Origin of the sequence: Occultella kanbiaonis (genome assembly GCF_009708215.1) — a bacterium.
Lineage (GTDB): Bacteria > Actinomycetota > Actinomycetes > Actinomycetales > Beutenbergiaceae > Occultella > Occultella kanbiaonis.
Map to the genome: position 1 here is coordinate 3,448,668 of NZ_CP046175.1, position 12,220 is coordinate 3,460,887.

Consider the following 12,220-nt stretch of genomic DNA (forward strand, 5'->3'; position numbering starts at 1 on the left):
ACCGAGGAGACCGGGGCGAACGCTATCCAACGAGCCGAGCTGGCACGCCCTAGCATACTAGCCACCGCCGACAGCGCCAAAGGCACACCGAGCCCGATGAACGTGGCGCTCGGCTACGCACGATCGGGCATCCCGGTCTTTCCCTGCGGGCCCGACAAGCGGCCGCTCACACGGCACGGATTCAAGGACGCGACCACGGATCTCGCCGTCGTGCGGGACTGGTGGGCGCAGCACGCCGACGCGATGGTGGCCACGCCGACGGGCTCGGCGTCCGACCTGGCCGTGCTCGACGTCGACGTGAAGCACGGCATCGACGGTGAGGCCTCGCTAGCGGCGCTCGAGGCCGAACTGGGCCCGCTGCCCGTCACGATGGCGGTTCGCACGCGATCCGGTGGTCGCCACCTGTACTTCCGCCACGACGGCGCGAGTCGGTCATCGGCCAGCCGGATCGCGCCCGGCATCGACGTTCGGGCCGAGGGAGGCTACGTCATCGCTCCGGGCTCGCCCGGGTACGTAGTTGAGCGCACGGCCGAGAGGGCCACGCTCCCCGCCGCCTGGGCCTCTCGGCTCGCGGCGTCCTCGATCGAGGCGACATCGCCCGTGGCCGACCAGTGGGCGACACTGAACGAGAGCCGACGCGTGGCCGCGCTGGCGTGGGCATCGGCGTCGCTGGCCGGCCTCGAGTCCGAACTGCGCGCCGCGGCGTCATGGCCGGAGGGCCAGCGAGACGACTACGGGCGCGGCTGGGAGAAACTCACCGCCGACGCCTACCTGCGCGCGCTGCGGATCCTCGCGGCCGTACCCGATCTCGACGGCGCCGCTTGGAGGGCGAGGCTGCTCGCTGCCGCTCCCAGGGACGCATCGTGGACCGAGCGTGACGTGGCCGAGAAGTGGGCCAGCCAGCGCTCGGCGGCTGCGCGCAAGGGCCCGGCAGACCTCTCCAATGTCGGCGGCTCGATCTTCACCGCCACCAGCGATGCGCCCCAGGAGCCGACGGCGGGTGTGCCGGGCGTGGTGCCCGCGGTGGACTGGGCTGCCCTCTGGGCGGACCGGACCGAAGAGGAGTGGATCGTCGAGCCGATCCTGCCCGCACGGCGGCTGGTGGCCCTCTACTCCCCGCCCAAGATGGGCAAGTCGCTGCTCATGCTCGAACTGGCCGCGAGCGTAGCCGCCGGGCGGTACGTGCTCGGAGCGACGCCGGACCGGCCTCGCCCTGTGCTCTACGTCGACTTCGAGAACGATCCGAAGTCGGACGTACGCCCACGACTACAAGCGATGGGTTTCGCCCCGGAGTCCCTGGGCCAGCTTCACTACCTCTCGTTCCCGGCGATGAACTACCTCGACTCGGCGGCCGGCGCCGAGCAACTCATGGCGAACGTACGGCACTACGGCGCCGAGGTGGTCGTCATCGACACCGTCTCGCGCGCGGTTGGTGGCGAGGAGAACGAGAACGACACCTGGCTCTCGTTCTACCGGCACACCGGCCTCGCGTTGAAGCAGGCGCGGGTCGCGTGCATCCGACTCGATCACACCGGCAAGGACGAGACGAAGGGCCAGCGAGGTGGCTCGGCGAAGTCCGGCGACGTCGACGCCGTCTGGCGTCTCTCGGAGGTGGTCAAGGACGAGACATACCGACTCACGTGCGAGGCGAACCGGATGCCCGTGGCCGAGAAGGTGCTCACCATCCGCCGACTGACTGAGCCGCTACGTCACGACGTGCAGGTCGGCGGCAACTACGCCGCCTTCGAGGCGAAGGTCGCCGAGGCGATCCGCGCGCTGGATGCCGCCGACGTCGACCTGTCACTGGGGCGCGACAAGGCGCGCGTAGCCCTATCGGTTCACTTCGGCGAGGACTATCGCGTACGCAACGACGTGCTGTCTAAGGCGCTCGATAAGCGCCGCGGACCTGTCCCCGATTCGCGGGGACAGGTGCCTTCCACCGACCTGTCCCCCTCGACTGGGGACAGGTGAGGGACAGGTGATGACTTTGGCGCGAGATCCGTTGCAAACAAAGGGTTTCACCTGTCCCCAATTCTGCGGGGACAGGTCGGGACAGGCACCACCGGCCACCTGTCCCCGATGTCCCCCTCCCTATAGGGGGGACAGCGGTGGGGACAGCGGGCGGGACTGCTCGATCCGTAGTCGTAAACCGACGAGCGACTGGCCGGCGCGGCGATCGAGCCGAGGACCACCTGGCCCACCGTGCCGAAGATCCGAACCACTCTCGAGGAGTTAATCGATGACCGACTCAGAACAGGACTACCGACCAGCGGGCCACTCGACGACCCAGATGGTGCCGGAGGCGTTTCTCTGCCCGACGTGCAACGCCGAGCCGGGCGTCGACTGCACACGGACCAATCCCGGGGCACACCAGCGTCGCGTCACCCGGTGGGCGAAGTCCGCCCAACGCGTCAGTGACGCACTGGCTGGCCGACCCGACTACCGGGCCATTGCCCAACTCTCCTCGGTCGAGCTGGCCGAGGCACAACGGCGGGCCATCATCCGCTCGCTCAAGAACCGCATCATCCATCATCACCGAACCAAAGGACTCACATCATGAGCGCACGAATCCAGAAGGCCGATCCTCGCTGGGAGATGGGCACCGCGAGCAAGCTCCTCGCCGTGCTCGAGGAGATCCCCCTCACCGACGCCGCCCAGGAGGCCGCCCGCGACCTCGAGACCGCCGTGACCGAATACGGCCGGGCGATGGCCGGCGTGAAGACCGTCGACACGGCCGAGGCCGACCACGCCCGCAAGATCCGCGCCGAGGCAAACGCGGCCGTGAGCGGCGACCGCGACCCGAAGGCGATCAAGGCGCCGGACTTCGCCGACGCCCGCCAGAAGGCGACCGCGATCGCCGAGGCGACCCTGGCGAAGGCGACCGCAGCACGCGCCCACCTCGATCGCACCATCGTGGCCGAGCGCGGCGCCTGGGCGGCCATGCTGGCTGACAACATGGCTCAGACGTACGCCAGCGCCGCCGAGGCGCTCACGGCCGCCCAGGAGGCGCTCGCGACCCTGGTGAGGGCTCACGACCTGGCCACCGACGCGGCCCGCCAGTCCGACCCGAGCCGCGGCGTCAAGTTCGTGCCGGAGACCGGCCAGCTCGCGGCCCTCGAGAAGGTCGCCACCTGGCTGGCCGACCACAAGTCCCAACTCTCGGCCGTGCTACGCGAGGAGCTGCTCACCCCGCCGCTCGAGGAGCGCTACGCGCTGGCTGCCCGGCACTCCGGCCGGCTCCGGGACATCGAGCGCTCCGAGAACTGGTCCAAGACCGCGTTCTCGCTCGAGTGGTCGCCAGCCAACGACCGTCGCGACGACACGTACGTGTCCACCGCCCGGGGACCGGCACAGCCCGGTCTCGGCGGCGGCACGTCGGCCGAAGCCGAGCAGTACATCGACCTGTTCTGACGGGCGAGGCGGGGCCTACCACGGGCCCCGCCTCTCCAACCACCGACCGAAGGGAACCACCATGACCGACCGACCCGCCCCTCGAGGGCTCAAGAAGTCCGGCAAGGCGCTCTGGGCGTCCATCGTCGACGAGTACGACATCGAGGAGCACGAGGCGCTGCTGTTGCTCGAGGCGTGCCGAGTCGCCGACCGGCTCGACGCTCTCGCCGTCGCCCAGCGAGGCGCACCGCTCACCGTGAGCAACGCCCGGGGCGATGAGGTCGCCTCGCCATACCTGGTCGAGTCCCGCCAGCAAGCAATCGTGCTCTCGCGGCTCATCGCCTCGCTGCGCCTGCCGTCGGGCGATGAGGACGTACGGCCCCAGCGCCGCGGATCCGCCAGGGGCGCCTACGGCATCCGGGGCGCGGTGTGAGGCGCCGCCGGCCCAAGTCCGACACCCTGCTGCCACTGCCCGACGAGCTCAAGGCCGCGCGCACCCGAGAGGAGTGGCTGGCCACCCTCGAGGACTGGGCGGCCAGCCACGTGCCCTACACCTCACCGTGGGCCGAGGCGCTCACATGCACCCAGGAGATCGCCGCGTTCGAGTACGGGCCCGAAACGGCCGGCCAGTGCCTGCGCGAGCTGGTCAGACGTTGGCCCTCGAGATGACTCGATCGCATAGTGAGACGTCGCAAGACACACCACCCGTTCTGCGGCGGTATGTCGGTGGTCGGGAGGAGGATGCGCGTACGCCTACCAACCAACCCCAGGAGCAGGCAATGGCACCCACGGCGATATTCCAAGCGTTGAGCGTCGACGACGCCAAGACTCGACGCGCCGAGTTGCTCGGGCGCTTGTCGATCACCGAGCATGAACTGCGCGAGCGCGCTGCACGCTACGAGCTCGCTGCCAACGAGTTGGCCACCCTCGACGAGGTCGACAACCTCGACTATCTACTTGGGGAGGTCGACTGATTGTCCCAGCCGCCGCGTAGCCTCGCCGAGCAGGCGAGGGCTTTCGCGAACGAACTGACGGCAAGCGTCTATGCGGTGATCGGCTCGAACTGCGCGCCGTTCGTGGCCCGGGCGCTCACCCGCCCGGGCTCGGAGAACTTCACCGTTCGGCAGGCGCCCTCCACCGGCATCCCGCTGCCAACCCAGGGCGCCGAGCCCGTGACACTGACAGCGGACTACAAGTGCGCCTTCGATGGAATCGGCCGGCATCTGCGTATCAACAAGTCCTCTATCGCCGTCTACTACGGCGGCGTTGCGCAGGGTGAGCCGCTGTTCCGATACGAGTACGACCGCAGCATCTCGCCGAAACTGCCACGAGCTCACTTCCACGTGCACGGCCACCCATCCAACATCGCCGGCCTCATGTACATCGGCGGCGACGGCACCAAGCGAGGGCGCTACCGTCAGGACGACATCAACCGCGGCCGAGACCCAGTCCAGAGCGAGTTTCACTTCCCGCTGGGCGGCGACCGATTCCGGCCCACCCTCGAGGACGTGCTCCAGATCCTGGTCGAGGAACTGGGAGTGCAGGCTCAGGGTGGGTGGCGACAGAAACTCGGTGAGGCGCGGGCGCGGTGGCGGGACATCCAGTTGCGCGCCGCGGTGCGAGACAACCCGGCAGCCGCTGCTGGCGCTCTCGAGGATCTCGGCTACGCCATCACCCCACCGGAGGCTGGCCATCCGACAGGTACGCCCGAGCAGACCACTCGACTATGACTCAGCGGCCGACCAGTTTCTCGGCATCCCTGTACGCGCCACCCACCACCGCATCGGCGATTGTCCGGGCGTCGCCCTCATTTTCGTAACCCTGGCCGCCGTCGGTCGCGATGATGAGCCCATTGTCGGCCTTGAGATTCCACGCCCATCGGCCGTCGGCCCGCTTGTAGACCAGTCGTGTCGCCATCCTGGAAGCACCCCTTTGTAGGTCCACTGGTCTGCCCAGGCTAGGGCGAGCAAAGGGCACCGTCTCGCGAACGGGAGTCGAGTTCGCAATCCCATGACGTGACGGGTTCAGAAGCACCATGCTTCGGAGCATGATCGAACTCTGGCAACTACTGGTCGCGCTCCTGGTCGGGCTCTCCGGCGTCGCCGCGGCGATCGTCACCACGGTGCTCAACCACAGAGCCAACAAGGAGAGTGGCAGGCGTGCCGAGGATGCCGCTAGCCGAGCCGAGCGCCGTGCAGTCGACGACGAGCGGCGAGAGCGAAAGATCTCGGCGTACGGCGACTACCTCACAGCGCACGCAAGGGTGACGAAGTTCGGCATCCCAGATCAACCGGACCTAGCGACCCTGCTCCATGACACGAACCACCGAGCCCAGCTCGTCGCTTCGCGCGCGGTCCGTGCGCGGTTGCAGTCGCTCCCAGGCGGAGGAGATGAAGCGCTTCTCGGCAGCGTCGGCGATCTGCGGTCCGGTCTCGTAAGCCTCATGGTGGTGGACATTGAGAGCACATACCCGCCGGGCGCCCCCTAGCCTCAGGCACGTTTCAGCCTGCACGCACTCTCAGACGCATTGCGGTACGGGCGGCCGAGCGAGCTGGCCGAGGGGTCATGGGGCAGGGGTCGAGGCGAGCCCGGCCGGCGCGCGACCGAGGAGCTGGGTGCCCGAGCGCGTGGCCACCCTGGCGCGGCAGCGACCGGGCGCAGGGACAAGATGGCCGGATGCGCACCGATATATAAACCGTCATGGGACACGACTTGACAGCGCAGGTCCGATTCCGGGCAGTTCCTCGAGGTCCGCGGCGGTCGCCGTGTTCAGGTCGATCGGCCCGCCGGCGTCCCCGCCCGCGTCCGTGCCGGTGCCGGTGCCGGTGCCGGACTGCGTACCGGGGGCCGCGGTGGGTGGCGCGGTCTCGCCGACGGCCGGGACGTAGACCTGCTGCCCGTCCTGCAGCCAGCCGGCCAGGTTCACCGCGTCGAGATCGGCGTCGGCGGTGGGACCTCCAGCGGCCAGGACCGCGTCGTCGACCCTGGAACCTGCGGGGAGTTCGTAGACGCCGGGGATCAGGACGGAACCGGCCACATGGACGACGGCAGCCGAGTTCTCGTCCGTGGGCTGCCCGGACGCCACCGGCGAGGTGGACGGGCCAGGCTCGGGCGAACCGGGCCGGCCGGTCGTGTCGGTCGCCACGGGCGCACCGGGGGTGGACAGGGGTGGCTGGGGGACCTGCTCCGGCTCACCCCGGGGCCAGACGATGGCGAGGGCGATCCCGGCCAGAACGACCACCGCGATGCCGACCCGGGCAGCCATCGACGCGGGCATCCCCCACCGGCGCCGGGACCCGTTGGCATGCCGCCGTGGCGTGCGGGTCTTGTCGGGCCGCAGTGGCTCACCGGCCTCGTCGTAAGGCCGTGGCGCATGGGCCCCGTCGGAAGGCCGTGGCTCGACCGCACCACCGCCGGTCTCGGCAGGATCCTCGGCCCAGGGATCCGCCGGACCCTCGGACCAGCCAGCCCCCGGCGCGGTGGTGCGATCCGGTCGGTCGGCGGGCACCGGGTCCGGCACGGCATAGGCCACCCGAAGCACGCGCCGTAGCCGGTCCCGCGGTTCGGTTCCTCGACGCTCCACACCTCCGGACGCTAACTGCGGCCCGACCGGGACACGGGGCCGGCCCGGCGTCCTGGGGAGACTCCGACATCGCGGGCGGGGCTGTGGACCGAGGACACCGACCGGACGTCGGGAGCGGTGTCGGCGCCGTGGGGTGCGCCCTAGTCTGTGTTCCCATGAGCGACAACGCGACACCGGACCTGGCCGCCCTCCGGGCCGCGGCCGCCCAGGCAGAGGCGGAGGCCGCCGAGGCCCGCGCGGCAGCCGCACGGGCCGCCCTCGAGGCCGCCGAGGCCGCCCAGGCCGCATCGTCGCGGCCGGGAGGCGACGCGGCGGAGCCGGTGCCCGAGCCGGAGCGCGCCCCAGAACCGGAACCCGAGGCCGAAGCCGCGCCAGCGCCACCGCCTGAACCCGAACCGGCACCCGAAACAGCGGCAGCACCCGCGACCGAAACAGCGCCCACACCCGCGACCCAAGCAGCGCCCGCACCCGCGACCGAAACAGCGCCCACACCCGCGACCCAAGCAGCGCCCGCACCGGCGACCGAAGCAGCGCCCGCGGTCGCGACCGAGGCAACCCAACCCGCCGCCCCGCCGTCGGGCAGTGACCTGTCCGAGGCCGCGGCCGCCATCGTGGCCGGCTACCGGTTCGAGGGCGGCATGCTGCCCCTTGGCGCGTTGGTCGAGGACGACGCGGCGATCGCCCGAGCCCAGATCGGTCTCCCGCTGTCGATGATGAACCGGCACGGGCTCGTCGCCGGCGCCACCGGCACCGGCAAGACGCGGACCCTGCAGGGCATGGCGGAGGGCCTCTCGGAGGCCGGGGTGGCGGTGTTCCTCGCCGACATCAAGGGCGACCTGTCCGGCCTCGCGGTGCCCGGAGAGGGCAACGAGAAGCTCCTCGCGCGCACCACCAGCCTCGGCCAGGACTGGCACAGCGCCTCCTACCCGGTGGAGTTCTACTCCCTCGGCGGGATGGGCCACGGCGTGCCGATCCGGACCACCGTGACCGACTTCGGGCCGCTGCTGCTGGCCAAGGTCCTCGGGCTGAACGACACCCAGGAGTCCTCGCTCGGCCTGATCTTCCACTGGGCCGACTCCCAGGGCCTGGCACTCCTCGATCTCAAGGACCTGCAGTCCACCATCGCCTACCTCACGTCGGACGACGGCAAGAGCGAGCTGAAGGGCATCGGCGGGATCTCGACGGCGACGGCCGGGGTGATCCTGCGGGAGATCGTCGCGCTCCAGGCGCAGGGTGCGGACGTGTTCTTCGGTGAGCCGGCGTTCGTCACCTCCGACCTGATCCGGCTCGCGCCGGACGGGCGCGGTGTGATCTCCGCCCTCGAGCTGCCGTCCGTGCAGGACCGGCCCGCCCTGTTCTCCACGTTCCTGATGTGGCTGCTCGCGGACCTGTTCACCGATCTGCCCGAGGTCGGTGACGCGGACAAGCCCAAGCTCGTGTTCTTCTTCGACGAGGCGCACCTGCTGTTCAACGGCGCGTCCAAGGACTTCCTCACGCAGGTGGTCCAGACGGTGCGGCTGATCCGGTCGAAGGGCGTCGGGATCTTCTTCGTCACCCAGACCCCGAAGGACGTGCCGGCCGACGTGCTGGCGCAGCTCGGCAACCGCGTGCAGCACGCCCTGCGGGCGTTCACCCCGGACGACCAGACGGCGCTGCGGGCCACCGTGCGCACGTTCCCGAAGTCCGGCTACGACCTCGAGGAACTGCTCACCTCCCTCGGCACCGGCGAGGCCGTCGTCACGGTCCTCACCGAGAAGGGGGCGCCGACGCCGGTGGCGTGGACCCGGCTGCGAGCACCGCAGGCCTCGATGGACCCCGCACCGGAGGCGACGCTCACCGCGATGGTGACCGCGTCGCCGTCGAACGCGAAGTACGGCACCGCCGTCGACAACGAGTCCGCCTACGAGATGCTGACCCGGCGGATCGACTCCGACCGGGCCGCCGCCGAGGCCGCGGCACGGGCGGAGGCCGAGGCGAAGGCCCGGTCGGAGAGCGAGAAGCAGGCGTCGAAGGACCGGGCCAAGGAGCAGGCGGACCTGGAGAAGATGCAGGAGAAGCTGCGCCGGGACGCAGCGAAGGAGGCCGAGCGCTCGCAGCGGGAGGCCGAGAAGCAGCAGGCCGCGTCCGCCCGCACCAGCCGCGCCGGACTCGACTCGTTCCTGCGCAGCGCGGGCTCGGTGCTGGGCCGGGAGATCACCCGGTCGATCTTCGGCACCCGCAGACGCTGAGGATCCCCCGCCGTTCCGCGGTCTGCGGTTCGGCGAGGGACCCGGTGGAGCGTCAGCGTCCTGCTCAGAAGGTGCCCGCCTCGATCGCGGCGGTGCGCTCGGCCTGCTTGGCCGCGTCCTTGGGGTACACGCGGTAGAACAGGAACCAGTAGCCGGCGTTGATCAGGTACGGGATCGTGACCAGGTAGAGCATCACCTGCTGCAGCCCGAGGACGTCGGACAGGAAGCCCATGGCGAGGGTCATCAGCGCGCTGATGGCGCCCTGGATCAGCGAGAACAGCACGGCGAAGGCCGTCGCGGAGAGCTGCTTCGGCGCGACGGTGGAGACCATCGGGAGCACACACGCGGAGAAGCCGACCGAGGCGACCAGTCCGAAGACGAACACGATGAGGTATGCGGTCACGCCCTTGCCCCAGTCCATCTGCAGGGCCACGTAGGACATGCCCGCCATCGCGACCAGGTACAGCTGCATCAGGATGATGCGGCCCTTGGCGCCGAACCTGCGGACGAAGAGGTCGCCGATGAGTCCGCCGAGGAAGGCCGACAGCGCCATACCGGCGGAGAAGACGCTCATCAGCACGGCGGCGGAGGGAACGGACCAGCCGCGCACGTCGACCATGAAGGTGACGAAGAAGGAGAACAGGACGAGCGAGGTGACCAGGGGAAGCATGCCGGCCAGCAGGCCGATCGTGGGGATCTTGAACAGCTTCGCGGCGTCGGAGATCTTGAACCGGCCCACGTCGGGATCGTCGGAGATCGAGGAACGGCGCTTCGGCTCCTGCACGAACGCCAGGATCAGCACCCCGGACAGCACGCTGAGGCCGCCCATCGCGAACATGCCGTAGCGCCAGCCGTTGGGGTCGTTCGCGAACAGGGCGATCGCCGGGCCGAGGACCATTCCGAGCAGGGCCGCGACGGAGCGGACCGTGCCGAACGCGCGGCCGCGGGTCTTGTCGTCGAACATGTCGCCGAGCAGGCCGTTCACGATGGGCTCGGAGGCCACGGTGCCGATCACGCCGATGCCGTACAGGATCACGAGCCAGGTGAAGTCCGGCGCGAGTCCGGCGGCCGCGGTCCACAGGCCCCAGACTCCGGTGACGATGAACAGGACCCTCTTGCGGCCGAACCGGTCGGCGGCGAGCGCCCAGGCCGGGCCGAAGATCATCCGCGCGAACCGGGACAGGCTGGCCAGCACACCGAGGGCACCGAGGGAGAGCCCGAAGGCGTCCCTGATCAGCGGGAAGAACGTGTTGATGAGCGAGTTCTCGGAGTTGTCGACCGCGCTCGCGACGGCGAGGGCACCGACGGCCTTGCCGCGCCCCTTGGTGTCTTGGGCCCCACCGGTGGCCGAACCAGCCCCGGTTGCCGCGGCGACATCGCCGGGGGCTGCCGTGGTCGCCGACTGGTCGGCGGCCTTCACTTCGTCGAGCACACTCATGATCTGCCTCTCTGCCGCCGCCGGACGGACCGACGGCCATGGGTGTTGGTGGTATCGATCCATTGAGACAGAGCACGCCACCGCCCGGCAGCGGTTGCCAACCGTTGCCGGTCGGTTGCCGGGAGTTGTTCGGCGGTTGTCGGTTGTTGCCCTGACCACCGCGGACGTCACGTCGCCTTCGTGACGGCGGCCGGGACTGGGGATCCGGAGGCCCGCGACCCCGCCTACCCGAACTGTTCGAGCAGTCGGCGCAGGTTCGCAGCGACCACCCCGGCCAACTCCCAGCGAGCGTCGGGTTCCAGGGACCGGGCGATCCCTTCGTATGAGATGCACTGGTGGACGAGGTTCGCGACCGGCGCGAGCGCCAGCGCGCGGTCCACATCCACGCCGGGCGAGTGGGCACGCCAGGGCGCGGCGAACTCCGCGAGCACGGCGTCGCCGGCCGCCGGGTCCTCCTGCCGGTGGCTGCGCGCGAGGAGTGCGGCATCGAGGAACGGGTGCGCGATCGCAGCGTCGGTCCAGTCGTAGATGACCAGGCGGTCTGCATCCACCGCGACATTGCCAACATGCAGGTCGCCATGGGTGAGCGTGTTCGGGATGCCGCAGTCGGCCAGGTCCCGCAGGTGCGCTTCGACGGGCCGGCCGAGCCGGAGTAGGCGCGCGCGTTCGTCCGCGCTCAGCAGCGGCAGCTCGATGCTCGCCGCCAGGACGTCGGCGAATGCCGCCAGGGTCGGCTCGGTGCCGCGATCGGGACAGCCCGCGCGCCTCAGCGCGTCCACGTGCTTGAGCGAGCGACGCTGCACCTCGGCCATCGCCCTCGCCGTCGGCAGCGCCACGTCCTCGGGACCGGCTTCTGCGGGCGCACCGGCGCGGGTTCCGGGAAGGCGTTCAAGAAGGAGCCAGCCGCGGGCCGGCTCAGCCGCCCGCACCGTTGGCGCGAGCTCGGGTGCCAATGCGCCGATCGCGACCGTCATCGGCGGCTCTGTCCGGAACCAGTCACATGCGGCCTTGAGATACAGCGGCCGGCTCGCACCGCCGTCGGCCCGGCAGTCGAACCGGATGACGGCGGACAGGCACCAGACCTTGATCGGCTCGCCCGGTCCTTCGCGGCGCAGCCCGAGCGCGGTGACCTGCTCGTCGACCCACGCCGTGGCTTCGTCGAGCCAGCCGGCCCGGTACCAGTCGGGGCGCAGAGCCGGGGTCGGAACGGCTCCGCGCCGTTCCGCGACCGCGAGCTCGACGGCGGCACGCACGTTGGCAGGCAGTGCGAGCCGATCGATCTCGGAGAACGCGACGCGGTACTCGGCGGGCCAGGCGATCGGCTCGGTGACGTCGAGCACGTGCACCACGGCGCGCTCGCCGACGAGCCGGGCCGGGGCGATCGGTAGCGCCGCCGGGACACCGGTCGCCGCCCGCAGCTCCGTCGAGGAGACCCACCGGCCCGCGACACTCGGCAGGGTCGTGGCACCGTCCGGCGCAAGGCTGGTCAGCACATCCGGGCCGGCCAGTGCGGCGACCCAGACGCGACCGTCCCGATCCGCCGGCGCCGTCACAGGAGTCATCCTGCCCCGGTGTCCCGCC

At 70.5% G+C, this 12,220-nt stretch carries 13 protein-coding genes; 9 read left to right on the forward strand and 4 right to left on the reverse strand.

Features of this window, described 5'->3' with window-relative positions; all coding sequences use genetic code 11:
* Window positions 1–96: 96 nt before the first annotated feature.
* The 7 genes from GKS42_RS15910 to GKS42_RS15940 all read left to right on the forward strand — a co-directional run bounded on the left by GKS42_RS15910 (window position 97) and on the right by GKS42_RS15940 (window position 5,120).
* Window positions 97–1,971, forward strand: a complete 1,875-nt coding sequence (locus GKS42_RS15910) for a bifunctional DNA primase/polymerase (RefSeq protein ID WP_154794717.1) — start codon at window positions 97–99, stop codon at window positions 1,969–1,971.
* 268 nt (window positions 1,972–2,239) lie between these two features.
* Complete coding sequence (locus tag GKS42_RS15915) at window positions 2,240–2,560, forward strand: zinc finger domain-containing protein (RefSeq protein WP_154794718.1); 321 nt, start codon at window positions 2,240–2,242, stop codon at window positions 2,558–2,560.
* Window positions 2,557–3,411: a hypothetical protein gene (locus GKS42_RS15920; RefSeq protein ID WP_154794719.1), complete on the forward strand. Its 855-nt coding sequence runs from the start codon at window positions 2,557–2,559 to the stop codon at window positions 3,409–3,411. The genes GKS42_RS15915 and GKS42_RS15920 overlap by 4 nt, the downstream gene beginning before the upstream one ends.
* Window positions 3,412–3,472: 61 nt before the next feature.
* Complete coding sequence (locus GKS42_RS15925) at window positions 3,473–3,823, forward strand: hypothetical protein (RefSeq protein ID WP_154794720.1); 351 nt, start codon at window positions 3,473–3,475, stop codon at window positions 3,821–3,823.
* Entirely contained in the window at window positions 3,820–4,059 is a 240-nt protein-coding gene (locus GKS42_RS15930; protein ID WP_154794721.1) for a hypothetical protein, read from the forward strand. The genes GKS42_RS15925 and GKS42_RS15930 overlap by 4 nt, the downstream gene beginning before the upstream one ends.
* 110 nt (window positions 4,060–4,169) lie before the next feature.
* Window positions 4,170–4,364, forward strand: coding sequence for a hypothetical protein (locus tag GKS42_RS15935; RefSeq protein ID WP_154794722.1), 195 nt, complete (start codon window positions 4,170–4,172; stop codon window positions 4,362–4,364).
* Window positions 4,365–5,120 carry a hypothetical protein gene (locus tag GKS42_RS15940; protein ID WP_154794723.1) on the forward strand — a complete coding sequence of 252 codons (756 nt, stop codon included), beginning with the start codon at window positions 4,365–4,367 and terminating at the stop codon, window positions 5,118–5,120.
* 1 nt (window position 5,121) lies between these two features.
* Here GKS42_RS15940 and GKS42_RS26045 read toward each other — a convergent pair whose 3' ends face one another.
* Window positions 5,122–5,307: a DUF1508 domain-containing protein gene (locus tag GKS42_RS26045; protein ID WP_168217862.1), complete on the reverse strand. Its 186-nt coding sequence runs from the start codon at window positions 5,305–5,307 to the stop codon at window positions 5,122–5,124.
* Window positions 5,308–5,437: 130 nt separating this feature from the next.
* On the opposite strand from GKS42_RS26045, the gene GKS42_RS15950 reads away from it, so the two are divergent.
* Entirely contained in the window at window positions 5,438–5,878 is a 441-nt protein-coding gene (locus GKS42_RS15950) for a hypothetical protein (protein WP_154794725.1), read from the forward strand.
* A gap of 210 nt (window positions 5,879–6,088) precedes the next feature.
* Here the strand turns inward: GKS42_RS15950 and GKS42_RS15955 are convergent, their stop codons facing one another.
* Window positions 6,089–6,655 carry an SLBB domain-containing protein gene (locus GKS42_RS15955; RefSeq protein ID WP_154794726.1) on the reverse strand — a complete coding sequence of 189 codons (567 nt, stop codon included), beginning with the start codon at window positions 6,653–6,655 and terminating at the stop codon, window positions 6,089–6,091.
* A gap of 473 nt (window positions 6,656–7,128) precedes the next feature.
* Between GKS42_RS15955 and GKS42_RS15960 the strand changes: the two genes are divergently transcribed.
* Window positions 7,129–9,201 carry a helicase HerA-like domain-containing protein gene (locus GKS42_RS15960; protein WP_154794727.1) on the forward strand — a complete coding sequence of 691 codons (2,073 nt, stop codon included), beginning with the start codon at window positions 7,129–7,131 and terminating at the stop codon, window positions 9,199–9,201.
* Between the two features lie 64 nt (window positions 9,202–9,265).
* Here GKS42_RS15960 and GKS42_RS15965 read toward each other — a convergent pair whose 3' ends face one another.
* Both GKS42_RS15965 and GKS42_RS15970 read right to left on the reverse strand, forming a co-directional pair.
* Window positions 9,266–10,639, reverse strand: coding sequence for an MFS transporter (locus tag GKS42_RS15965; protein ID WP_168217863.1), 1,374 nt, complete (start codon window positions 10,637–10,639; stop codon window positions 9,266–9,268).
* A gap of 224 nt (window positions 10,640–10,863) precedes the next feature.
* Window positions 10,864–12,192 (reverse strand): aminoglycoside phosphotransferase family protein, encoded by a 1,329-nt coding sequence (locus GKS42_RS15970; RefSeq protein WP_168217864.1) that lies wholly within the window; start codon window positions 12,190–12,192, stop codon window positions 10,864–10,866.
* Window positions 12,193–12,220: the final 28 nt, after the last annotated feature.